The following is a 23,685-nucleotide window of genomic DNA, read 5'->3' as shown; positions in this document are numbered from 1 at the left end:
GAAATTCAATATGCCGATGGCTGCGCACGCAGCAACATCAGCGCGCCGCAGGCGGCCAGGCCAATCGCGCCGGAGAGCCACAAGGCATCAGCGCCCCAAGCGTCCAGCGCCAGCCCGAACAGCAGCGGTGCCAGCGCCTGCGCGACGCGCGCGGGCATCATCAGCCAGCCCTGGCGCGCCCCATATCCTTCGGCGCCGAAAAGCGCCAGCGGCAAGGTGCCTTTGGCGATCGTCAGGATGCCGTTGCCGGCACCATGCAGGACCGCAAACAGCGGAGCCGCCACCGGACCCGCCAGCAGCAACACCGCTACGCCGACGGGGTGCGCCAACGCGGCGAGCCGTGCCGATAACAAGGGATGAACCTGGCGCAGCAATCCGAATTCAAGCAAACGACCAGCGACTTGGGCGGGGCCGATGAGCGCCCCCACGGCAACCGCCGCCGCGAGCGTGGCGCCCGCGGATTCCAGCATCCGCGGCAAATGGGTGGCCATGGCGGTGCTGATGAACCATGTCGCCGCGAAAACGAAAGCGAGGAGAGCGGTCGTGATCCCGGGCCGCTTGGGCACCGCCGTGGGAGGGACGGACGCCGCTACGGGTTCCTCAACCATCGGCTTTTCTTTTTTTGTCGCGGTACGCAGGCCGGGCAATGTCGGCAGCCATGCATTCAACGGCAGGCCGATCAGCAGATGCAAGCCAGCCCAGCCGAAACACGCATTGCGCCAGCCAAACCGCGTTTCCATCCAGGCCGACAACGGCCATCCCACAGTGCTGGCAAAACCGGCGATCAGGGTGATCCCCGTGATGGCACCGCGGGCACGGTATCCATACAGGCGGACCAGGCTGGAGAAAGCGGCCTCGTAAAGGCCGGCGCCCATCGCCACGCCAATGATCAGCCAGGCCATCACCATCGTCCAAAGGCCTTGCGCCAGGCCCAGCATGGCCAGCCCCAGCGCGAATACCAGGCTTGTGCTGACCAGGACCACGCGGCCGCCGCGATGGTCGATCGCTTGCCCAGCCCACGGACCGACTAGCGCCGAGGCCACCATTGCGCCGGAAAAGGCCGCATAGACGGTGGCGGTCGGAACCCCCAGTTCGTCCGCCATGGGGGCTGCCAGCATGGCGGGCAGATAGTAGGAAGAGGCCCAAGCCAGCGTTTGGGCCGTGCCTAGCGTACCGACAACCCGCAGCGGGGCGCTGCTCACTGGCTGCCCCGGCGGGCGCCTTTGTCGTACCAGCCCTTGGACCGGTTCACGACGCGCACGACCAGCAGCATCACCGGAACTTCGATAAGCACGCCGACGACGGTCGCCAACGCAGCGCCCGATTGAAATCCGAACAGGCTGATCGCGGCCGCGACGGAAAGCTCGAAGAAGTTGGACGCCCCGATCAATGCCGACGGACACGCAATGTCGTGTTTTTCTCCGACACAACGATTCAGCCAGTACGCCAGGCCAGAGTTGAAGATCACCTGGATCAAAATTGGCACGGCCAGCATGGCGATCACCAGCGGCTGGCCAATGATGGCTTCGCCTTGAAATGCGAACAGCAGCACCAGCGTCAGCAGCAGCGCCGCCATGGAGTACGGCCCGATCCGCGCCAATGCCGCTTCAAAGGCCGCCTGTCCGCGACGCATCAGCACGCGGCGCCAAAGTTGGGCGAGTATTACGGGAATCACGATGTACAGCCCGACCGACACAAGCAGCGTATCCCAGGGCACCGTGATGGCCGACAAACCCAGTAGCAGGCCGACGATCGGGGCGAACGCAAACACCATGATCGTGTCGTTCAGCGCCACTTGCGACAGCGTGAAAACGGGATCGCCGCCGGTCAGCCGGCTCCAGACGAACACCATCGCCGTGCAAGGGGCCGCGGCCAGAAGAATCAGGCCCGCGATATAGCTATCCAGCTGCTCGGCGGGCAACCAGGGCGAGAACACGTGGCGAATGAACAGCCAGCCCAGGAGCGCCATGGAAAAGGGTTTGACCGCCCAGTTGATGAATAGCGTGACGCCGATGCCGCGCCAATGCTGCTTGATCTGACCCATGGCCCCGAAGTCGACCTTCAGCAGCATCGGAATGATCATCACCCAGATCAGCAGGCCGACCGGAAGGTTGACCTGCGCGACTTCCAGACGCCCGATGGCCTGAAACAGTGCAGGCATGTACTGGCCGAGGGCCACGCCAAGCACGATGCAAAGAAACACCCAAAGCGTCAGGTAGCGTTCAAAACCGCTCATCCCGCCGCGTTCCTGCCGCCGGGGCTCGGCCTGTGTCCGGAACGACATGGGGATTTACTCCTGCGTCTTGCCGATGCCGCGCAGCTCGGCCTGAAGCGACATCGCGTCCAGACGTTCAAGAGGCAAAGAGAGAAAGAGTTCGATGCGCCGCTTGAGGGCTCGCGCCGCGTCATGGAACGCCTTGCTGCGGGATTCCTCAGTCCCTTCGTGGGCTGCGGGGTCGGGGATGCCCCAGTGCGCCGTCATGGGATGGCCTGGCCATAGGGGGCAGGCCTCACCCGCAGCGTTGTCGCAGACCGTAATGATGAAGTCCATTTTCGGCGCACCCGCCACCGCGAATTCGTCCCAGCTTTTGCTGCGATAACCCTCGGAAGGCAACGAATAGGCGCTAAGCGTGGCAAGCGCCAGCGGATGGACCTCGCCCTTGGGCGTGCTGCCCGCGGAGTAGGCCTGGAAGCGGCTGCCGCCCAATCCGTTGAGCAGGCCTTCAGCCAATATCGAGCGGGCGGAGTTGCCCGTGCAAAGGAATAGCACGTTGAAAGGCAGTTGTGGCATGGATGTCGTCCTGGGTTTCAGCAAGTCGTGCAAGCGCTGGAGTCGGACACCTCGCAAGAGGCGCCCTGGCAGCAATGTTCCGTCAGATACCCAAGCAATCCGTTCATCTGTGAGAAGTCGGCGCGATAGATCAAGTTCCGTCCTTGTTGCTCGACGCTGACCAGCTCGGCGTGCGACAGCTCCTTCAAATGGAAGGACAACGTGTTGCGGGCAACGCCAAGCTGGTCCGCCAACGTACTGGGCGTCAGCCCAGGCAGGCCCGCCACGACGAGTGCCCGGAAGGTCCGCAGGCGCTGAGGATGGGCAAGGGCGCCAAGCGCCGAGATGACTTGATCTTCATTCATAGTTCTATCATACAACGATTATTGAATTATAGGCGATGAAAATGCCTGTTCAGTCCTGCGTAAACGGAAACCGCTACCTGACCTTCATCGCCGAGGGGCCTATACGCCGGCAGGATTCTGCTTAGGCAGAACCACGCAACGCCTGGAGTCCAAACCAGCCATTCATCCCCACGTAAACACCCACCGCGATGATCAACAAGCTGGAAAAGTAAGGCGCGCGATGGGCGACGGTCGAAAACCAGCTGTACCGCGTTGTCGCATGGCGGACGCTCAACGCCGCAATGGCGCCGACCGTGACTAGCGTGATGGCCAAACCGATGGAAAAACACAGCACCAAGACCGCGCCCAAGGTGAATTCCTTGAGTTGCAGGCATAGCAGCAGCACGGTGATTGCGGCAGGGCAGGGAATGAGTCCGCCCGTCAGACCAAACAGCGCGATCTGCCAGTTGGTGACGTTCTTGTCCGCAAAGCGACGCCGGATGTCGTTCGCGTGCGCCAACTGGTGAGCGTCTTGACGACCGTGGCCCGTGTCGATTTCCCGATGCGCTAAGCCATGAGCATGCTCCCCATGCGAATGACCATGATCATGGTCATGGTGGTGCGCGTCATTCGCGTGCGGTTCGCGCCAGGTGCGCCAGAACATCCAGGCGGCAATCAGCACGATGATCAGCCCGGATGCCAACTGGAAGTAGGGCTCCAGCCCTTCGGCGTCCACGCCTTGCCACAAGTACATCCCGCCAAGCCCGATTCCCCACACGATCAAGGTGTGCGAGATCGTTGCGGTGATTCCAAGCAGCACGGCTTGGCCAACGGTTCCTCGGATCGCGACGATGAACGCCGCCATCATCGTTTTGGAATGCCCAGGCTCAAGGCCGTGCAACGCGCCAAGAAGTATGGCGCTTGGAATGAACAGCCACGCGTGCGCGGCTCCTTGCGCCAGGAGATCGGAAAAGGACAGCATGGGTGTTCCTGCTAGAGGTACTTCGTGATTGCTTTGAACTCGTCGATGGTGCGTCGACGGGCATCATCAAGTTCGCCCACGGCATCTTCCAGGCAATGGTCAATGTGATCCTGAATGAGGATTTTCTTGGCCTGGGATATCGCCTTTTCGACCGCATGCAGCTGCTGCGCAAGATCCAGGCAGGAACGATGCTCTTCCATCATATGAAGAATGCTCCGCAAGTGGCCTTCGGCGCGCTTCAGGCGCTTGGCAACGGCGTCATGGTGGTGGTGCGGGTTGGGCGTCGTCATGTGCCGATAATATCCCCCCGGGGAGGATAAGGCCGGGACAACCCTTAGGCTAACCAGGATTTCCCGCACACAAGGAGCAGACGATGTGACGCCCGTCTTCTTGAAGCGGGTGCACACTCGGAAATGATGTAATGTTGGTGCAGAACGTGACAGAATGTCAGGAACGCGCCACCCGGCTGTACCGGTGAACCCCGTATTGATCAGGTCCCGAAATGCCCGCTACCGGTGATCCGAACGCAACCCGACCCCCTGGCGATGGCGCCGGTGGCGCGCATGGCGAAGCCGACGACTCCCTGGGCCGGGTCGCGCGCCTGGCCCGACGCTTGTTTGGGGTGGACATGGTGATCCTTGCGGGCGCCAGCGCAGCGGGCGCATGGCAGGCAGTGGATGGCACGCCGCCCGCGAAGCCCCAGCCCTGGTCCGTCGACTGTCCCATGCGCGCCGCCGATGGGCGCCTACTCGGCAGTTTGCGGCTGCTGCACGGGCAGGCGCGGGATTTTACCGACGAAGACAGCCTGGCCTTGACGGACCTGGCCGGCCTCGCGGCCGCGGCCATCGAACAACGCCACGCGCTGTGTGGCGAGCATGCCGACGAAGACACGTGGCGCGACGAAGCCCAAAAGCTATCGCTGGCGATCGCAGGTAGTGGCACGGGCGTCTGGGACCGTAACGTGGTGACCGGCGAGATCACCTATTCGCCAGGCTGGAAGGCCTTGCTAGGCTATTGCGAATCGGAACTCTCCACGCGTATCGAGGACGCCTACGCGCGCCTGCACCCGGACGACCGTGATTATGTGCGCGCCACCATGCAGGACCATTTCGACGGCAAGACAGAAAGCTATGAAGTCGAGCATCGCATCCGTTGCAAAGATGGCAGCTACAAATGGATCTGCAGCCGCGGCAAGGTGATTAGCCGGGACGGCACGGGGAGGGCGCTTCGGATGATGGGCACGACTACCGACATCAGCGCGGTGCGCGCCATGTCCGAGCGGCTCAAACGTACGGCAGACCTTGTCGTCAACCTTACCGACGCGGTACCCGGCCTGGTCTTCCAGTGTCGGCCGGTGCCCGAGGGCGGCTCGTGGTTCTCGTATGTCAGTGCAGGCATCTGGGACATGTTCGAGCTGACCGCTGACGATGTGCGCGCCAACACCACCGCGATCGAACAGCGCATCCATCCAGACGACCTGCCTGCGTATCGCACCTCGCTGCAGCAAGCAGCCGCCGCGCTGACGCCGTGGCACCTGGAGTTCCGCGTCTGCCTGCCGTTGCAGGGCGTGCGGTGGCGGCAGGGCGCCGCCAGCCCGCGCCGCGACGCCGACAATGGCGTGGTGTGGCACGGGTTCGTCACCGACATTACCGACCGCAAGCGCGCTGAATTCGAATTGCGCGAGCTCGCCGCCACGGACGCGCTGACGACCTTGCCCAACCGTCGCCATTTCATGTCGCGCATCGCCGCGGAGCTGACGCGGATCAAGGGCCACGGCGGCCTGGGTTCGGCGGTGCTGATGTGCGACCTGGACCACTTCAAGCACATCAACGACACCTGGGGCCACGCCATCGGCGACGGCGTGCTGCAGCATTTTGCGAACATGCTGCGCGCCCAGCTGCGCGAAACCGATCTGGTCGGGCGCATTGGCGGCGAGGAGTTCGCCGTGGTGCTGCCCGATACCGACATCGAAAACGCGCACCTGTTCGCCCGAAACGTGCAGCGCCAGATCGCGGATACGCCGTATTTGTTCGGCGGGCGGCACATCCCGCTGACGGTCAGCATCGGCATTTCCGCGCTACACACGCGGGATGAAGATGCAGAGCTGGCGCTCAGCCGCAGCGACCGCGCGCTTTATTACGCCAAGCAGCGGGGCCGCAATCGGATCGAATCGGTGTTTTTTCGATAGAACAACGTCGGGCCGAGCTCGAGAGCGTGGATTCAACATGCCGGAATGGTTGTGATACGGACGGTTGAACGTGCGCGCTAGGGGCGTAGCCATATCTAGTACTTTACATAATACACATTATGCGTATTACGTCTAAAGCTAGCGGGTACCCGCCATTCCTGATCCTGAACCTAGGCAGCCAGCGCCGCGCCCGGTACCAACCGGCCGCTTTCCATGTACACGATGCGATCGGCTAGCGGGAAATAACGATCGTCGTGCGAGATGACCAACACCGTCTTGCCACGATTGCGCAGCTCTGGCAGCAGGTCCCGGTAGAAGACTTCCTTGAACAGCGGATCTTGATCCGCCGCCCATTCGTCAAACACCACAAAGGGCCGGTCTTCCAGGTAGGCCGCCACCAGCGCCAGGCGCTTGCGCTGCCCCTGCGACAACGCGCTGGTGCTGAAGGCGCCATCGCGCACCTGCACCTTGTGTTGCAGATGCAGCCGCTCAAGCCAGCGGTTGCCGACGTCGTCGACATCGTCACGGCCGCTTTCCAGCAGGCGGTCAAACAGGTGGAAGTCGGCAAAGATCGCCGAGAACGTCTGCCGGTAGCGGTCGCGGTTGTGGTCGCCTACCGGCTCGCCATCCACCCTCACCTCGCCTGATTCCGGGCGATACAGCCCCACCAGCAGCTTGGCAAGCGTGGTCTTGCCGCTGCCGTTGCCGCCCACCAGGAAGACGATTTCGCCCGGTTCGAACGACAGGTTGATCGGCCCCAGCTGGAAGATGTAGTCGCTTTGCTCGTGGTAATAGCTGTGCGTGACCTCGTGCAGCGAAATGCGGGGCGACGCGGCGGCGGGCGTTAGCTCGCACGCGGTGGGCTCCGAGGCCACCATGCCGCCCACGATGTCGTGGATACGGCGGGCGGACACCTTCGCCAGGTTGGCGCGCGGAATGTTCAGCAGCAAGGCCTCAAGCGGCGCCACCATGTACAGGAACAGCAACGCAAAGCCCGTCATCACGCGTTCCTGGCCAGGCTGGTTGCCGGCCAGGGCGAACAGCACCAGGCCGATGAACGCGTAGACCAGGAAATTGCTCCAGCTGGCGGATACGACGAAGATGGACATGCCGCGCGTGCGGGCGCGGCGCACCGCCTCGATCGAATGATGAAGCATGTCCGCCAGGAACGCCGAACGCTTGCCACGGTTCAGCCGCAGCTCTTTGGCGCCCGCGCTTACCGCGCGAAAGTAGCCAAACAGCTGGTCTTGTTCGCGCGCCGCGACCTCCAGATGCTTGATCGCGCGCAAATGCGCCAGGTGGTAGCCCAGAGAGCCCAGGCCGACCACCAGCACCGCCACAAGAAACACCTTCCACGACAGAAACGCCATGTACACCAGGCAACCCGCCACCACGACGGCGTTGTTCAGAATGGCGGGCAGGCTGACGAAGTACTGGGCGATGTTGGCGCTGTGCTCAGTCAGCGCCGACTGGATGCGGTCGGCGCCCACCCGTTCCAGATGCGCGAAGTCCGCCTGCATCGCGCGGTCCGTGATGTAGCGTCTCAAGTCAGCATGCGTTTGCTGGCTGAGCCGTTCGAACAGCAGCGCCGAGCCCATTCGCGCCAGCATCGCCAGTACGGCCGTCAGCGCAAAGATCCAGGCCAGGCGCGGACGCTCGGCGGCGTCCGCCGTCAGGGCGATATTGATCTGCATGACCAGCAGCACACTGAAGAGGCCGGCGCACACGCAGGTAAACGAAGCAAGCGCCAGGAGTTTTTTGGAGTGCTTGATCAGATGGGTAATCAACCGAATTCCTCGATGTAGATGCCTGCGCTCAACTAATGAAGACGAAGCAGCCTGGCGGATGTTTAGGCGTCGCCATGCCGCGTTGCACGCAGGGCTAAATTTTTGTCGAGCCGGTTCGTCTGTATGGGATGGACTGCGCCCTCGCCCTGCCCGCTGCTCGACCGCCCTCGCGCCTGGGCCGTGAACGCTGTGCGCGCACACGCTCCGCGGGAATCCAACAATGATCCCGGTGCTGGCGCCACTGTTCCCCGGCGACTGGGCGGCGCATGGCGATGGGGTGGCGCTGGCGGGTGAGAACGCTTGCGGGCAGCCCACAGTGGCCCAACTGCTTGAAGACGCCGAAGCGCTGCCGCTCATCCTGGCCCGGCAGGCGCGGCATTTCGGTGCGGCGGCGCTGGCCCCGGTCGCCTCGGTGTGGACGCTGACGTATTTCTGGCGCCTGCTGCCGCCCGTTGCCGCAGCGGCCAGCGTGCTGCAGCGCGTCTTGCCCACGGCTGCGCGCCAGGTCAAACCGCAATTTGATGGCGACGGCGCGGTGTTGCGCCTGTTGATTCCGCATGACGGCCAAGCGCAGCCAGGCAGTGACACTCACGCACGCTATGCGCCTTTGCTACATGAACACCTGGAACCGCTGGCGACGCGGCTGGCGCAATGCGCGCGGCTGACCCCGAAGATTACTTGGGGAAACGTGGCGCGCTATCTGGACCTGACGTTGTCGCAGTTAATGCAGGCGATGCCGGGCAACGCGCAGCTTGCGCAAGATCGCGCCTTGCTGCTCGACGCGCCCCTGTGGCGTGGTGAGCCCAACCCGATGTACCGCGCCCCGCGCGAGGTGGTGCGCGACACGCCGCAAGGCCCGCGCGCGCACGCCCTGCTTCGCCGCTGCTGCCTGTACTACATGCTGCCTGGCCACGGGTATTGCGATCTTTGCCCGCTGTCCGCGCCCAATCGGCCCCTGCGCGAGACGCGCGGCGCCTAGCTCCCCCTTCCCCGCCATATCCACCCCGGCCATCGGGAATTTTGCAGCTGGGACTAAACGGCACCGATTCTCATTCGTCTAGAAATAAGAGCATGGATCGCAAGGCAAGCGCCTGCGGCCAATCATTCCGACGAAGGTTCGTGCCGATGACTCAAAACCATGAACGCGCCGCGGCAATCGCCCGGTGGAATCTCAGCGCGGACGCGCAACCGCCGCGTCTTGAATGGCTGGGCCCGTGCGCAGGCGATCCTGACGCGAACGAACTGATGGCTGCCATCGAATCGGCGTTCTCCCAACTGCCCGCAGCCACGCACCTGACGCTGCGCGCCCCGCTGCCGCAAGCCCGCGCCCTGCAAGAGGCTGGCCTGCTGGTGCCGGACGCGCACGGCGCGCAGACGGTGCAGGCCAGCATGTTCTGGCAGCTTGCCGCGTCATGGCTGCCGCGAGGCGCAGCGCCCGCGTATCCGCTGGACTATGTGATGACGGGCGAACGCCGTCACCCTCGCCGTCCCCCGAAGCCGACGGGTGTGGTTTACCGCCGGGCCATCCCCTGGCTGTCAGCCACCTTGTCGTTTCGGGTGGCGACGGAAGAACTGGACGCGGTGCGGCTAAACCGCTGGATGAACGACCCCGTCGTCGCCGAGTTCTGGCAAGAGGAAGGCGACCTGGACAAGCACCGTGCCTATCTGCGCAAGCAGGCCGACGACCCGCACACGCTCGCGCTCATCGGCTGCCTGGACAACGTGCCATTCGGCTATTTCGAAACCTATTGGGCGCGCGAAGACCGTATTGCCCCCTTCTGCAACGCGGCAGACTTCGACCGTGGCTGGCACGTGCTGATCGGCGAACCTTCGTGCCGCGGCCCTGCCTTCGTGCCCGCCTGGCTGCCGTCGATTTCGCACTACCTGCTGCTGGACGATGTGCGCACCCAACGCCTGGTCATCGAACCGCGCGCCGACAACGTCAAGATGATCCGCAACCTGGCCCGCAGCGGTTACGCGCTGGAAAAGGAATTCGACTTTCCGCACAAGCGCGCCATGCTGGGCACGTTGTCGCGTGAACGATTCTTCGGCGAACGGTTCTGGCTGCCGCGCGCGCCGGACGGCAGCAAGCTGGCGCAGCCCGAGGCGCATGACTCACGCCGCGTCCCCGCCCAATCCCTGACGCAGTGAAGGTGTCCATGCAAGTACACGATCTGATCGGCATTGGCTTCGGCCCGTCCAACATCGCCCTGGCCATCGCCCTGGAAGAACGCTATGGCGGCGATTCGGGCCTGTTGCCGCTGTTCCTTGAGAAACAGCCGTGCTTTGCCTGGCATCCGCACATGATGCTGGACGGCACGCACATGCAGATCTCGTTCTTGAAGGACCTGGTCACGCTGCGCAACCCGGCTAGTCCGTTCACGTTCCTGAACTACCTGCACAGCCAGGGCCGGTTACAGCAGTTCATCAACCTGAAGACGTTCTTCCCTAGCCGCCATGAATTCAACGACTACCTGGCGTGGGCGGCCGGTCATTTCTCGGACCGCTGCGCCTATGGCGAAGACGTGTTCGAAGTGGCGCCCGAAGCCGTCGGCGACACGGTGCCGCTGCTGCGCGTGCGCTCACGCGACGCCCAAGGCCGGGTCCGCGAACGCCTGGCGCGCAACCTGGTCGTGAGCGTGGGCGGCAAGGCCAACGTTCCCGAACCGTTCCTGGCCTGGCGCGACGAGCCGCGCATTTTTCACACCAGCTCGTATCTGTCGGCCATCGGCAAGATCACGCGTCCGCGCCGGATCGCAGTGCTGGGCGCGGGCCAGAGCGCCGCTGAAATCTTCATGAACCTGCACGAGCACCCGGACCGGCCCCAGGTCGATCTGCTGATGCGCGGGCGGGCGCTGCGCCCGTCCGACGACAGCCCTTACATGAACGAGATCTTCAACGCCGAGCACACCGACTACATCTACAGCAGGCCGCCTGCCGAACGCGCGGGGTTGCTGTCAGAGGCTTGGCATACGAACTATTCGGCGCCGGACGTCGAATTGATCGAACGCATCTACAACGTGTTCTACCAACAACAGGTGACCCGCCAGGCGCGCCATCAGCTGCGCCGCCGCTGCCAGGTCGATGCCGTGGAAGTCGTGGATGGCGCGGATGGTGACGATCAAGGCGTTGCGCTGACGTTGTTCGACCGCGATACGCACCGCAGCGAAGTCGTCAGGTATGACGCGGTGATTCTGGCGACAGGCTACGTCCGCGACCACCACAAACAACTGCTGGCGCCGCTGGCTCCCTACCTGGAAGACCACGCCATCGACCGCCACTACCGCTTGCGCGCCGACGCCCGGTTAAAGCCCGCCATCTATGTGCAAGGCGGCAGCGAAACCACGCACGGCATCAGCGACAGCCTGCTGTCCATCCTGGCCATCCGTTCGCAGGAAATCGGCAACGCCCTGCGCGCGGGCAACCCGGGCGACGCAGTGGAAAGGCCGCAACGGGAACGTCCCGCCGCGCTGGCGAGCTGACCCGGCTTCGTCTTGCCCATTCACCGGTTCACGCCCGTTGCGCGCGGACCTTTTTGAAGGCGTAACACCATGGCTTACTTCCCCAACGCCGCGCAGGCGGATCAGGATCTGGCGCGTCAGCACGATGCGCTTGCGGCCCCCTACACGTTGGGGGGAAACACGTTGCTGCAATACCAGGAGCAGCGTGAGTCCAATGCGCGCAGCTATCCCCGGCGCATCCCGCTGGCGCTCAAGCGGGCCAAGGGCATTTACGTCGAAGACATTGAAGGCCGTGTGTTCATTGATTGCTTGGCCGGCGCCGGTTCGCTGGCGCTGGGACATAACCACCCAGCGGTAACCGAAGCGATCGGCGCGGCCCTGAACTCGGACCTGCCGTTGTTGACGCTGGACCTGACCACGCCCGTGAAAGACCGCTTCATGCGGGACTTGTTCGACCTGCTGCCCGCGAACTTCTCGCGCAACGCCAAGATCCAGTTCTGCGGTCCGACGGGCGCCGACGCGATCGAAGCCGCCCTCAAGCTGGTCAAGACCGCAACCGGCCGCGCGGACATCCTTGCGTTCCAGGGTGCGTATCACGGCATGACGCAAGGCGCGCTGCAATTGATGGGCAACGTGCGGCCCAAGCAGTCGCTGCGGTCGCCGCTGGCCGGCGTGCAATTCCTGCCCTACGCCTACCAGTACCGCTGCCCCTTCGGGCTGCGGGGCGGCGCCGGCGTGCAAGCCGGGCTGCGGTACATCAGCACCGTCCTGAACGACCCGGAAGGCGGTGTGCCCCTTGCGGCCGGCATGATTTTGGAAGCTGTCCAGGGCGAAGGCGGCGTCATCCCCGCGCCGCTGGAATGGCTGCAAGGCCTGCGTGAGCTGACGCGCGCGGCCAACGTGCCCATGATCCTGGACGAGGTCCAGTCCGGCTTCGGCCGCACCGGCCGCATGTTCGCCTTCGAACACGCCGACATCGAACCGGACGTGGTGGTGCTATCCAAGGCCATCGGCGGCGGGTTGCCGATGTCGGTGGTGGTCTACCGCGACAGTCTGGATCAGTGGGAAAGCGGCACGCACGCCGGCACCTTCCGCGGCAACCAGCTGGCCATGGCGGCCGGGTCGGCCACCATGAACGTGCTGCGCTCGGAAGGCCTGGCCGATCACGCGCACGCCATGGGCGAACGGCTGACCGGCCTGCTTCTGCAATTACAGCGCGACCACCCCGAACTGGGGGATGTGCGCGGCCGTGGCCTGATGCTGGGCGTGGAACTGGTGGAGCCTTCGCTTCCCGCCGGCATGCCCCAACCTGCCGCGCCGGGATTGGCCAGCGCCGTGCAGGCCGAGTGCCTGCGCCGCGGCCTGATTATCGAACTGGGCGGTCGCCACGGCAGCGTCGTCCGCTTTCTGCCGCCGCTTGTCATCACCGCGCGCCAGATCGATCGTGTCTTTGAGATTTTTGCCGCTTCCCTAAGGGCCGCGCTGCATACCCAAGGGGAAGCGGCCCTTCGTACCAACCGCAGTCAAACCTAAAACAACGGACTCCTCGTCGAGCCCGACATTGCACAGAAGACCATGAAAACACCTCGCATCACGTCGCGTGCGCGCGCGCTCCGCCAACTGCCCTATCCCCTGCTGCTAGGGCTGGCCATCGGCGCGCCGGCCCAGGCGCAACAGGCTTCCGACAGCACCACACCCACTCTCCCCGCCATCAACGTCCGGGCCGACGCGCTGGATGCCGCCACCGGCCCCGTCAATGGGTATGTGGCAAAAGAAACGCTGACGGGCAGCAAGACGCCGACCGCGCTGCGGGAGATTCCGCAGTCCGTCTCGGTGGTGGGCGCACAAGAGATGCTGGACCGTGGCGTGCAGACGGTGTCGCAAGCAATTCAGTATGTGCCCGGCGTACAGATCAGCAACTTCGGCGGCGCCGAGGTTCGCAATGACTGGATCGTGCTGCGCGGCTTTGACGCCAAGATCACGGGCGATTACCGCGACGGCCTCAGCCAACTGCCCTATGACCAGATCCGCGCCCGCACCGACCCGTACGCGCTGGAACGCGTGGAAGTCATCCGTGGCCCGTCGTCGGTGCTGTACGGCCAGGTCGCCCCGGGCGGACTGGTCAACCGCGTCACCAAGCGCCCCACCGCCGAGACCTTCGGCGAAATCGTGCTGCAGGGCGGCAACTTCGACCGGCGCCAGGCCATGGTCGACTTCGGCGGCCCCATCGATGACGAAGGCAAGTACCTGTACCGCCTGACGGGCATCCTTCGCGACGGCGGCACCCAGGTGAAGTACGACAGCGATCATCGCTACCCCGATGATCTGGGCTACATCGCCCCGGCATTCACGTGGCGGCCGAATTCGGACACCACCTTCACGCTGCTGACGAGCTACCAGCACGACCAGACCGATGGAGAATCCCGCCCCGTCTACCCCACGCACGTACCGGTGGGCGACTACGGTTTCAACAAGTACGACCGCAAGCAATACGCCATCGGCTACCTGCTTGAACACCGTGTCAACGACGCGCTGACGCTGCGGCAGAACGCCCGCTACCAGCACGGCAAGCTGGACCAGCGCGATCTCTACACCCTGCGCCTGCTGCCCGACGGCCACACCGTCAGCCGCTATGCCCTGGTGTCCAAGGAAAGCATGGATGGCGTCGTCATCGACACCCAGGCCGAATACAAATTCAATCTAGGCCGTGTCTCGCACACGGTTCTGGCGGGCCTGGACTACAAGTTCCAGGACGGCCAGCAGTGGTATCGCCAGGGCCTGGCGCCGAACCTGGACCTGAACAATCCGGTCTACGACCAGAACATCCCCTACCCGTCCGCCGCCAACACCATCATCGACCAGAAGGACGTGAACCGTCAGCTGGGCGTGTATCTGCAGGACCAGATCAAGGTGGACAAGGTTGTGGTCACGCTGGGCGCGCGCCAGGATTGGGCGCGCAGCTCCAGCAATAACCGGTTGACGGACAACACCGTGCGTCAGGAAGACACCGCCTTCACCGGGCGCATGGGGCTGGCTTACCTGTTCGACTCGGGCATCACGCCGTACGTGAGCTATTCCACTTCGTTCCTGCCGCAAAGCGGTGTCAGCATGGACAGCACGCCGTTCAAACCTACCAAGGGCGAGCAGTACGAATTCGGCATCAAGTACCAGCCGCCGGGCTCGAACAGCCTGGTCGCGCTGTCGGTGTTCGACCTGACGCAACGCAATGCGCTCACGCCCGACCCGCGTAACACGAACTTCAGCGTGCAGACGGGCGAGATCGAGTCGCGCGGCATCGAATTGGAAGGCAAGGCCAATCTGATGCGCGGGCTGGATGTGCTGGCGTCCTATACCTTGAATGACGTGAAGGTGAACAAGAGCAACAACCCGGCTGAAGTGGGCAACACGCCCATCGTCACGCCGCGCCACATGGCGTCCGCCTGGGTCAACTACACGCTGCCCGACACCGTGCTGCAAGGGCTGGGCATGGGCGTCGGCGTGCGCTACCTGGGCAAGACTTACGCCGATGTCGCCAACACCATCGAGAACAGCTCGTCGTTCATGGTCGATGCCGGCCTGCACTACCAACTGCGCAACTGGCGCTTCGCCGTCGACGCGACAAACCTGTTCAACAAGGAAACGGTGGTCTGCCGCAACAACACGGTGAACTGCCGCTACGGCCTGGAACGCACGGTGATCGCCTCGGTGGCGTACCGCTGGTGATGGGCGCGCCGCATCCCGAGTTGGCCGCCTTTCTGGACCTGGTGGCGGCGGCCGGCAACCCGCCCATGCACGAGGTCGGCATCGCGCAGGCGCGCGCGGACTATGACGCGGCCACGCCGATGCTGGACGCGCCGGGCGACCTGCGCGTCCTGGCGCAAGACCTGGCGGTGCCCGCCCGGGATGGCGCCCGCCTGCCCGCGCGCCTGTACCGGCCCGGCGCGGCGGGCGGCTCCGACTTGCCGCTTCTGCTGTTCTTGCATGGCGGCGGTTATTGCCTGGGCGGCCTGGAATCCCACGATTCCCTGTGCCGGGATCTGGCGGCGCTGACGCCCTGCGCGATACTGGCGCTGGATTACCGGCGCGCGCCAGAGCACCGCTTTCCGACCGCCTACCTGGACGCGCTGGATGCCTGGACGTGGCTGCTGGCGCCTGATGCGCCGCTAGGGTGGCGGCCCGGCCGCCTTGCCGTGGGCGGAGACAGTGTCGGCGGCTCGCTCGCCGCCGCGTTGAGCCTGCATGCACGCGACGCGGGCGGCGTCGCGCCGCTGTTGCAGCTGCTTTTGTATCCGTGCACCAGCGCCAGCAATGATTTCCCTTCCAAACAGCGCTATGCCACCGGCCACCTGCTTGAGGCCGCGACGCTGGACTGGATGGTCGCGAACACCCTGAGCCGCCCCGAAGATGCAGACGATTGGCGCTTTGCGCCGCTGGCGCATCCGGACCTGCGCGGCGTGGCGCCCGCCCATATTGCGTTGGCCGAATGCGACCTGCTGGTCGACGAAGGCACGGCGTACGCGCGCCGACTGCAACAGGCGGGCGTTCCGACGTGCCTGGATATCTATCCGGGCATGGTGCATGACTTCGCACGGCTGGGGAACATCGTTGAACAAACGGCCGTCCTGCGCGCGGATCTGGCCCGCGCGCTGGCTGCCGCCTTCAAGCAGGCGGTCGTCGGCGCCTGATCGCGCGAAACGTCCCGGCGTTCTGGATACACCATCCCCAAAGGGGTCACGGCCGCCACAACGGCCGTGACCCCTTTCTTCATGCCGCGACGGCCATGTCCAACGCCGACAGATGAGCCAGCATCTGATCCAGCATGCGCGCATCGCGGATGATGCCGTAGTGATCGGTGTCGATGTCCAGGCTATCGAGCGCCGCTTGGCCCAACTGCGCGGCCAGTGTCTGCCGTTGCACGACGTCGCGTGCCAGCGTCCACCAGCAGCGCGCCGGCGTCCGCACCGCGTCCACCGTCGCCGTCTGCAACGACAAGGCCTGCAATGCGCGCGCCACCAGGAAGATGCGCGCCAGTTCGGCCGCGCCCATGCCCGCATAGCCTTGCAAGGTGTCCGCCTTGGCCAAATATTGCTCAAGACGCGCCTGGACGGACGCCAACGAGATCGGCTCGGCGGGATGGCCGGCGGCAGGCCCTACGAGGCTTTCGGGCGAAACCTGCGCGCCGGGCGCGACCACCGCCGTGAAGTGGCGCAGGTCGTCGCGCCAATCCCGCAACGGGCCGGTGTCGATACCCGGCACATAGGGATCGATCAGCCCCACATACGCCACCTGTTGGCCCTGCGCTTCCAGGCGCGCGGCGATCAACGCGGCCAGCGTGCCGCCCAGGGACCAGCCCGCCAGGTGATACGGCCCCTGGTCCTGCAATGCCTGAATCTGCGCGCAGTAATCGTCTGCCATGCGTTCCAGTGACACATCGCGATGCGCCGGATCGTCCAGCATGCGGCACGGCAGTCCATAGACTGGCCGCACGCCGTTCAGGCGCCGGGCCAACGGTTGATAGTCGAACAAGGTCCCCATGCCGGCATGGACGCAGAACAATGGCGCGCCCGCGCCCTGCCCGCCATTCAGCGGTGTGGGCAAGGACAGCGTGGCCGGTTCGGCGGCATGCAAGCGCAGCAGTTGGCCGATGGTGGGCCGCTGCATCAGGTCGCGCAGCGTGAAGCTCAGCTCGGGATGGCGCAACGCCCGCACCCGCGCCAGCACCTTCAGGCTAAGCAGTGAATCGCCGCCCAGCTCGAAGAAGTTGTCGGTCTGGCCCACACGGTCCACGCCCAGCACGTCCTGCCAGATTCCCGCCAGCACGCGCGCCGGCTCGGTCGAGGGCGCTACGAAGTCGCGTTGCATGCCCGCCTGCGGCGCGGGCAAGGCGGCGCGGTCCAGCTTGCCGCTGATCAAGCGCGGCAGCGCAGTCAGCACGGTGAACGACGCCGGCACCATGTAGTCGGGAAGCTGCGCGGCCAACTGGCTACGCAGCTCGGCCGCCAGGCCAGCGCCCTCGCCCGCCGCCGGCACAACATAGGCCGCCAGCTTTTTGCCGCCCGCGTCTTCGTGGACCAGCACCGCGGCCTCCGCCACGCTGTCCAACGCCAGGATGCGCGCTTCGATTTCGCCCAGCTCGATACGGAAGCCGCGGATTTTCACCTGATGATCGCCGCGTCCCGCGTATTCGATATTGCCGTCGCCCATCCAGCGCACGATGTCGCCGCTGCGGTACATGCGCGTGCCGGGTTCGCCAAACGGGTTCGCCACATAACGATCCGCCGTCAGCTCTGGCCGGCCCAGATAGCCCCGCGCCACGCCGTAGCCGCCGATGTAGAGCTCGCCAAGGTGGCCGACAGGCACGTGATGCAGATCGCCATCCAGCACGTAGACGGCGCGCGCACCCACGGGCTTGCCGATCGGCGCGTAGGCGCAGTCGAAACTTGCGTTGGCGGGCGTCTTCCAGATCAAGGGCGTCACCACGGTTTCCGTGGGGCCATAGCCATTGATCAGCCAGTTGGGGCGCAGATTCAGGCGCACACGCTCATAAGCCGCGCGCGGCATGGCTTCGCCGCCGAACACGTACAAATCGACCGGCGGCGCATCGCCCTGCACGGCCGCCCACTCCGCCATCTGGTTCAGATACGCCGGCGGAAAGGCGGCATGAGTTGTCTGGTGCCGCCGCAGCGCGTCCAGCGCCTGCTCGGCCGTCCACAAGTCGGGGCCGCGCACCGCCAGCTCGGCACCCGTGGTCAGCGCGGTCAGCCAGCGTTCATGCGCGCCATCGAACGAGAACGACATGAATAGCAGCTCGTGCGAATGGGGCGTCAGGCCGTAGATGCGCGCCGTCGCCCGGCAATGCATGGCTAGCGGGCCGTGCGTGACGGCCACGCCCTTGGGCTTGCCCGTTGACCCCGATGTGTAGATGACGTATGCCATGTTGTCGGGCGACAGCGCCACGCTGGGGGCTAGCGGCGGTTCGTCCGCCACGGCGGCCGGCTCGTAGGCCAGCGTCTGCACGCCCGCGCGGCGCGGCAGATGGCCCGGGGGCTCGGCGCCCGTGATCACCAGCGACATGCCGCTGTCATCGATCACATAGGCCAGCCGTTCCGCCGGGTGCTCCAGGTCCAACGGCACATACGCGCCGCCTGCCTTGAGCACAGCCAGAAAGGCCACCACGGTATCCAGTGACCGCGGCATCGCCACGCCCACCCGCGATTCCGGCCGCACGCCAAGGCGGACCAGGCGCTGGGCGAGACGGTTGGCGCGCAAGTCCAATTCCGCATAGCTCATGCGCGCCTCGCCCAGCGCCAGCGCGCATGCCTGCCCGCGGGCCAGCGCATGTGCGCGAATCTGCTCGTGCACAAAGCCGTGCCCGCCCGCATCAACAACGGGTTGGTCCGGGTCTACGGACCACTGGTCCAAGGCCGTTTGCTGGGCGGCGTCCAACCAGGTCAGCTCTCCCACCGGACGCGATGGCGCCGCCTGCATTTGCGCCAGCACGTGTTCCAGTTGTGCGCGTAGACCCTCCGCCATCGCATCGCCAAGCATGGCGCGCGCGTAGCAATACTCGATCTCTAATTCCTGATTAGCCACGACCTGCAAGTCCATGACGTAACCCGTCAGCCCAGACCCCGCCACCGCGCCGAAGCGCAGGCCATAGCGTTCATTGCGCTTGAGGGTCTCGTCAACCGGGTAGTTCTCGAACACCACGATGCTGTCGAACAAGGGGCGGCCCGACGACCCCGCCCAGCGCTGGATATCCGACAACGCGGCATGCTCCTGTTCGCGCAAGCGCAGATTTGTCTGCTGCAAGGCCTGTAGATACGCGGACACCGATTGCGCGGGGTTCCGGCTGACGGGCACGGGCAGCGTGTTGATGAAGAGGCCCAGAATATCTTCGACGCCCGCCAGCGTGGTGGGACGGCCGGCAACGGTTGCGCCGAACACCACCGTGTCTTGTTGCGTATAGCGCTGCAACACGACGCCCCACGCTGCCTGGATAACGGTGTTCAACGTGACGCGCTGCGCTTGCGCCAAGGCGCGCAGCGCCTGCGTGGCGGTGGCGTCCAGGCGGGTGTAGATCTTTGCGTACGGGGCTTTCGCGGCGCCGTCTCCGGTGTCGACGCGCGCATCGGGCGCGACGATACTTTCTGCCGCCTGCGCCAGCAGCGTCGGGCCATCAAGCGCGGCCAACTCGGTCTTCCAGAAGCGCTCGCTGCCGGCGCGGTCTTGCTCGCCAAGCCAACGGGCATAGTCGCCATAGCCTGGGCCCGCCGCCGGCAGCGGCTCGCCGCCGTAGGTCCGCAGCCATTCACCGATCAAGCGCGACGCGCTCCAGCCATCCAGCAGCAGATGGTGATAGGTCCATATCAGCTGATAGCCGTCTGGCCCCAGCTGGATCAATACCACCCGCGCCAAGCGCGCCTGCGCAAAGTCCATCTGGCGCGCCAGTTCGGCGGCCGCATAGGCGTCGGCATCACCGGCGGCTACCGGGTCGCGCCAATCTTCACGGATGATGTCGGGGTGCGCCGCTTTCAGCACCGCCTGCAACGGGCGCTTCATGCCCGCGCGCCACAGGAAGGCCGTGCGCAGCACCGGGTGGCGCGCCACCATGGCCCGCCATGCGTCGGCCAACCGGTCACCGTCCACACCGTCGATACGCACGCTCAACTGGTTGACATAGAGCCCCGTGCCCGGCGCCTCCAGCGTATGGAACAACATCCCTTCCTGTGTGGGCGACAGCGGGTACACGTCTTCGACGTCGGCAGCATTCCAATCCAGCTCGGCAAGCGGCGACGCATCCGGGTAGTCGGCTAGTGACTGCGCGGTCCGGTAACGCGCCGCGTTGTGCGGCAGAACGTCCTGCAACGGCGCCGCTACGGCAGCCAGATCGGCCACCGTCTGCCGTTCGAACACTTGGCGCGGCGTGATCTGCCACCCTGCCTGGCGCAAGCGCGCCACGATTTGCAGGCTTAGGATCGAGTCGCCGCCCAGTTCAAAGAAATTGTCGTGACGGCCTACCTGCGCCGCACCCAGCACTTGCGACCAGATGGCGGCAAGGGCGGATTCCACCTCGCCTTCAGGCGACGCGTAGCCTTGGCTGGCGGCGAACTCCGCCTTGGGCAAGGCCTTGCGGTCCAGCTTGCCGTTGGCGTTGACAGGCAGGCTGTTGAGCGGGACGAAGGCGGCGGGCACCATGTAGTCGGGTAACACTGCCGACAATGCACTTCGCAGTGCGGTGGTATCCACTGTGGCGGGTGCGACATACGCGACCAGCCTTGCGCCCGATGGGCCATCCTGCGCCAGCACCGCCGCCTGTTCCACATCCGGCTGTGACAAGAGAGCGGCCTCGATTTCACCCAATTCGATCCGCAGGCCACGGATCTTCACCTGGTGATCCAGCCGGCCCAGATACTCCAACTGCCCATCCTGCATCCAGCGCACCAAGTCGCCCGTGCGATACAGCCTGCCGCCCTGCCCGTCCGGGTCGGCGATGAAGCGGTCGGCGGTCAGGCCAGGGCGGTTCAGATACCCGCGCGCCAATCCCACCCCGCCCAGATACAGCTCACCCGGTACACCGATGGGCACAGGGTTCAGCTGCGCGTCCAGTACCCGCGTACGAATGCCCGCGATGGGATAGCCGATCGGCACCACGCCGCCGCCATCGTCCACGCACGTCCAGTGCGTGACGTCGATCGCCGCTTCCGTCGGGCCGTACAGGTTGTACATCCCAGCCTGCGGCAACAACGCCAGGCAGCGCGCCTGCAAGTCCGCGCCCAGCGCTTCGCCGCTGCACACGATGCGGCGCAGGGTCGCGCATGATTCGGCGCCCGCTTGTTCGGCATGGCTGATGAAGGCATGCAGCATCGAGGGGACAAAATGCAGCGTCGTGACGCCTTGTTCGCGTATCAGCGCAGAAAGACGCGCCGGATCGCGATGGTCGCCCGGACCTGCCAACGCCAGCCGCGCGCCGGTCATCAAGGGCCAGAAGAATTCCCACACCGATACATCAAAGCTGAACGGGGTCTTTTGCAGCACCACATCGTCCGCTGTCAGACCATAGGCCTGCTGCATCCACGCCAAGCGATTGGTCAGCGCAACGTGCCGGTTGGCCGCGCCCTTGGGTTTGCCGGTGGAGCCCGAGGTGTAGATAACGTAGGCCAGATTCTCGGGGTGATGCGAAACGTCGGGCGGCGTGACCGGCTCGGACGAAACGTCCATCTCGTCCAAGGCCAGTAGCGATGTCAACGAGGACAGTTGTTCGAATCGCGCCGCCAAGCCAGCTTGCGTCAACAGCAACGACACGCCGCTGTCTTGCAGCATGTATGCCAGACGATCATCCGGATAGTCCGGGTCCAACGGCACGTAGGCCGCGCCCGCCTTCAACACCGCCAGCAAACCTACAACCAGTTCCGGCGATCGCTCAGCGGCAATCCCTACACACTGTTCCGCACGTACGCCCATGCGCTGCAAGCGATGCGCAAATTGGTTCGCGCGGCGGTCCAGTTCGCTATACGTCAGCGACGCATCAAGGCACGTCACCGCCACACGATCCGGCCAAAGACGCGCTTGCGTTTCAAACTGGCGATGCACCGGCAAGGCGCCAAAATCCGCCGTCACTTCGTCGGCCAGTGGCGCGCCGCTTTCCCATTGGGACAGCAAGCGCAGCTCGTCTGCCGGCAGAATTCGCACGCCTGCGACGGGTTCGGCCGGTGCTTGCATTAGTTGGTGCAAGGCCAGGCTCATGCGCTCGGCCAGGCGATCAATGGTGGACCGGGTCAATTGCGCCTGGTCGTAAGTCAAGCGCAGTTCCAGCGTGTCGCGGATCGCCACCACCAGCGACAGCGCGTAGCTGGCCTGATCGCGATGCGTCAAACCGTCAAATCGCAGGCCGGCAGGCGCGCCGGCTTGTAAGGCGGCGTCGACCGGATAGTTCTCGAACACCAGCAAGGTATCGAACAGCGCCTGGCCGTTGGCCCCGGCCCAACGCTGCACGTCGGCCAGCGGCGTGTGTTCCACCTCGCGCGACGCAACGTTCTGCGCCTGAAGCGTCCGCAGCCAATCGCCCACCGTGGCGGCTGCCGTCGTCGGCACGACGACCGGCAGCGTATTGATATACAAGCCCAACGTTTGTTGCGCGCCCGGCAGGCTGTCGGGCCGCCCCGAGGTTGTCGCGCCAAACGCCACCGTGCCCTGCCCCGTCGCTTGCCCCAGCACCAGCGCCCATGCCGCTTGCACCACGGTGTTGACCGTGACGCGCTCGCGCCGCGCATAGGCCGCCAGCTCCTGACTGCGCGCCGCATCCCAAGAGGCCAGCACATCAGCATGGCCCGTACCGTGGGCCGCACCGCCCGACGCGGCAGCAAGCAGTGTGGGCGCGTCCAGCTCGCGTAGCGCCTGCTCCCAATAGCGTTGGGTCGCGACGGCGTCACGCGTGCCCAACCACGCCAGAAAGTCGCGATAACGGCCTGCGCCGCGCGGCACGGCTTGCCCCGCGTACGCACGCAGCACTTCACCCAGCAACTGCGACACGCTCCAACCGTCCAGCAGCAAATGGTGATGCGTCCATACCAAGTGATAGGCCGTGTCCGAGATGCGCGCCAGCGTCAGGTGCAGCAGCGGCGGCAGGCTCAGGTCGAAACCGCGCGTGAGGTCGTCCTGTGCGATAGCGTCGAGCCTGGCGCGCAAAGCCGCTGCCTGCGCCGGGCGTGCATCGATCACCGTATACGGCAGCGCCACGTCGCGCGCCACCCACTGTAGCGGTGCGCCCGCACGTTGCAAGAAACCGGTACGCAACACGTCGTGACGCGCCAGCGCCGACGCCCACGCCGCCCGGAAGCGCTCCACGTCCAGCCCGTCGATGTCCACGCGCAGTTGGTTCACGTACGCCGGGGCTTGATCGTCGCCCGATGCCGCATCCCACACGCTGTGAAACAGCATACCCGCCTGCATCGGCGTCACCGGGTACAGGTCCTGCCATTGGTTTGCCGGCGCAGGAATCTCCAGCGTGCGCAGGTCTTCCCCAGTCAGGCGCGCCAATGGGAAGTCCGATGGCGTCACGCCATGGACACCGCTGATGCAATGCGCCACCAGTGCGTGCAAGGCCGCTTCGTACTGTTGAGCAAGCGCTTGGATGCGGGTGGGATCATGACG

The 23,685-nt window shown here is 65.2% G+C and carries 15 protein-coding genes; 7 read left to right on the top strand and 8 right to left on the bottom strand.

The genetic code is table 11. The annotated features are described in order from the left end of the window. Nucleotides 1–5: 5 nt before the first annotated feature. From CQ050_RS20000 to CQ050_RS19975, 6 genes are all read right to left on the bottom strand, one after another. Nucleotides 6–1,202 (bottom strand): MFS transporter, encoded by a 1,197-nt coding sequence (locus CQ050_RS20000; RefSeq protein WP_105558576.1) that lies wholly within the window; start codon nucleotides 1,200–1,202, stop codon nucleotides 6–8. Further along, nucleotides 1,199–2,284 carry an ACR3 family arsenite efflux transporter gene (arsB, locus tag CQ050_RS19995; RefSeq protein ID WP_105558575.1) on the bottom strand — a complete coding sequence of 362 codons (1,086 nt, stop codon included), beginning with the start codon at nucleotides 2,282–2,284 and terminating at the stop codon, nucleotides 1,199–1,201. Before arsB ends, CQ050_RS20000 begins: the two co-directional genes overlap by 4 nt. 6 nt (nucleotides 2,285–2,290) lie before the next feature. Continuing rightward, the gene (locus CQ050_RS19990; RefSeq protein ID WP_105558574.1) at nucleotides 2,291–2,791 is read right to left on the bottom strand and encodes an arsenate reductase ArsC; all 501 of its coding nucleotides are present in this window, start codon (nucleotides 2,789–2,791) and stop codon (nucleotides 2,291–2,293) included. A gap of 17 nt (nucleotides 2,792–2,808) precedes the next feature. After that, nucleotides 2,809–3,135, bottom strand: a complete 327-nt coding sequence (locus tag CQ050_RS19985) for a helix-turn-helix transcriptional regulator (RefSeq protein WP_105558573.1) — start codon at nucleotides 3,133–3,135, stop codon at nucleotides 2,809–2,811. Nucleotides 3,136–3,256: 121 nt separating this feature from the next. Next, a complete protein-coding gene (locus CQ050_RS19980; RefSeq protein ID WP_105558572.1) occupies nucleotides 3,257–4,096 on the bottom strand; it encodes a nickel/cobalt efflux transporter in 840 nt (279 codons plus the stop codon). Between the two features lie 11 nt (nucleotides 4,097–4,107). Further along, nucleotides 4,108–4,386, bottom strand: a complete 279-nt coding sequence (locus CQ050_RS19975; RefSeq protein ID WP_105558571.1) for a metal-sensing transcriptional repressor — start codon at nucleotides 4,384–4,386, stop codon at nucleotides 4,108–4,110. Nucleotides 4,387–4,598: 212 nt separating this feature from the next. Between CQ050_RS19975 and CQ050_RS19970 the strand changes: the two genes are divergently transcribed. Continuing rightward, nucleotides 4,599–6,284 (top strand): sensor domain-containing diguanylate cyclase, encoded by a 1,686-nt coding sequence (locus tag CQ050_RS19970; protein WP_105558570.1) that lies wholly within the window; start codon nucleotides 4,599–4,601, stop codon nucleotides 6,282–6,284. A gap of 170 nt (nucleotides 6,285–6,454) precedes the next feature. Here CQ050_RS19970 and CQ050_RS19965 read toward each other — a convergent pair whose 3' ends face one another. Further along, nucleotides 6,455–8,071: a cyclic peptide export ABC transporter gene (locus CQ050_RS19965; RefSeq protein ID WP_105558569.1), complete on the bottom strand. Its 1,617-nt coding sequence runs from the start codon at nucleotides 8,069–8,071 to the stop codon at nucleotides 6,455–6,457. 220 nt (nucleotides 8,072–8,291) lie between these two features. Here CQ050_RS19965 and fhuF point away from each other — a divergent pair, with 220 nt between their 5' ends. From fhuF to CQ050_RS19935, 6 genes are all read left to right on the top strand, one after another. Further along, nucleotides 8,292–9,050 carry a siderophore-iron reductase FhuF gene (fhuF, locus tag CQ050_RS19960; RefSeq protein WP_105558568.1) on the top strand — a complete coding sequence of 253 codons (759 nt, stop codon included), beginning with the start codon at nucleotides 8,292–8,294 and terminating at the stop codon, nucleotides 9,048–9,050. Between the two features lie 146 nt (nucleotides 9,051–9,196). Next, the gene (locus CQ050_RS19955; RefSeq protein ID WP_105558567.1) at nucleotides 9,197–10,222 is read left to right on the top strand and encodes a GNAT family N-acetyltransferase; all 1,026 of its coding nucleotides are present in this window, start codon (nucleotides 9,197–9,199) and stop codon (nucleotides 10,220–10,222) included. Nucleotides 10,223–10,230: 8 nt separating this feature from the next. Beyond that, nucleotides 10,231–11,553, top strand: coding sequence for a lysine N(6)-hydroxylase/L-ornithine N(5)-oxygenase family protein (locus CQ050_RS19950; RefSeq protein WP_105558566.1), 1,323 nt, complete (start codon nucleotides 10,231–10,233; stop codon nucleotides 11,551–11,553). 69 nt (nucleotides 11,554–11,622) lie between these two features. Next, nucleotides 11,623–13,065, top strand: a complete 1,443-nt coding sequence (locus CQ050_RS19945) for a diaminobutyrate--2-oxoglutarate transaminase (protein WP_105558565.1) — start codon at nucleotides 11,623–11,625, stop codon at nucleotides 13,063–13,065. A gap of 42 nt (nucleotides 13,066–13,107) precedes the next feature. Beyond that, nucleotides 13,108–15,255 (top strand): TonB-dependent siderophore receptor, encoded by a 2,148-nt coding sequence (locus tag CQ050_RS19940; RefSeq protein ID WP_105558564.1) that lies wholly within the window; start codon nucleotides 13,108–13,110, stop codon nucleotides 15,253–15,255. Then, nucleotides 15,255–16,217 (top strand): alpha/beta hydrolase, encoded by a 963-nt coding sequence (locus CQ050_RS19935; protein ID WP_105558563.1) that lies wholly within the window; start codon nucleotides 15,255–15,257, stop codon nucleotides 16,215–16,217. Before CQ050_RS19940 ends, CQ050_RS19935 begins: the two co-directional genes overlap by 1 nt. Nucleotides 16,218–16,296: 79 nt before the next feature. Here the strand turns inward: CQ050_RS19935 and CQ050_RS19930 are convergent, their stop codons facing one another. After that, nucleotides 16,297–23,592, bottom strand: coding sequence for an amino acid adenylation domain-containing protein (locus CQ050_RS19930; RefSeq protein WP_233214178.1), 7,296 nt, complete (start codon nucleotides 23,590–23,592; stop codon nucleotides 16,297–16,299). Nucleotides 23,593–23,685 lie beyond the last annotated feature (93 nt).

The sequence above is a fragment of the Achromobacter sp. MYb9 genome (assembly GCF_002975275.1).
Lineage (GTDB): Bacteria > Pseudomonadota > Gammaproteobacteria > Burkholderiales > Burkholderiaceae_B > Achromobacter.
Note: the sequence above shows the minus strand (reverse complement) of the source record. Positions and strands in the feature narration are given on the sequence as shown.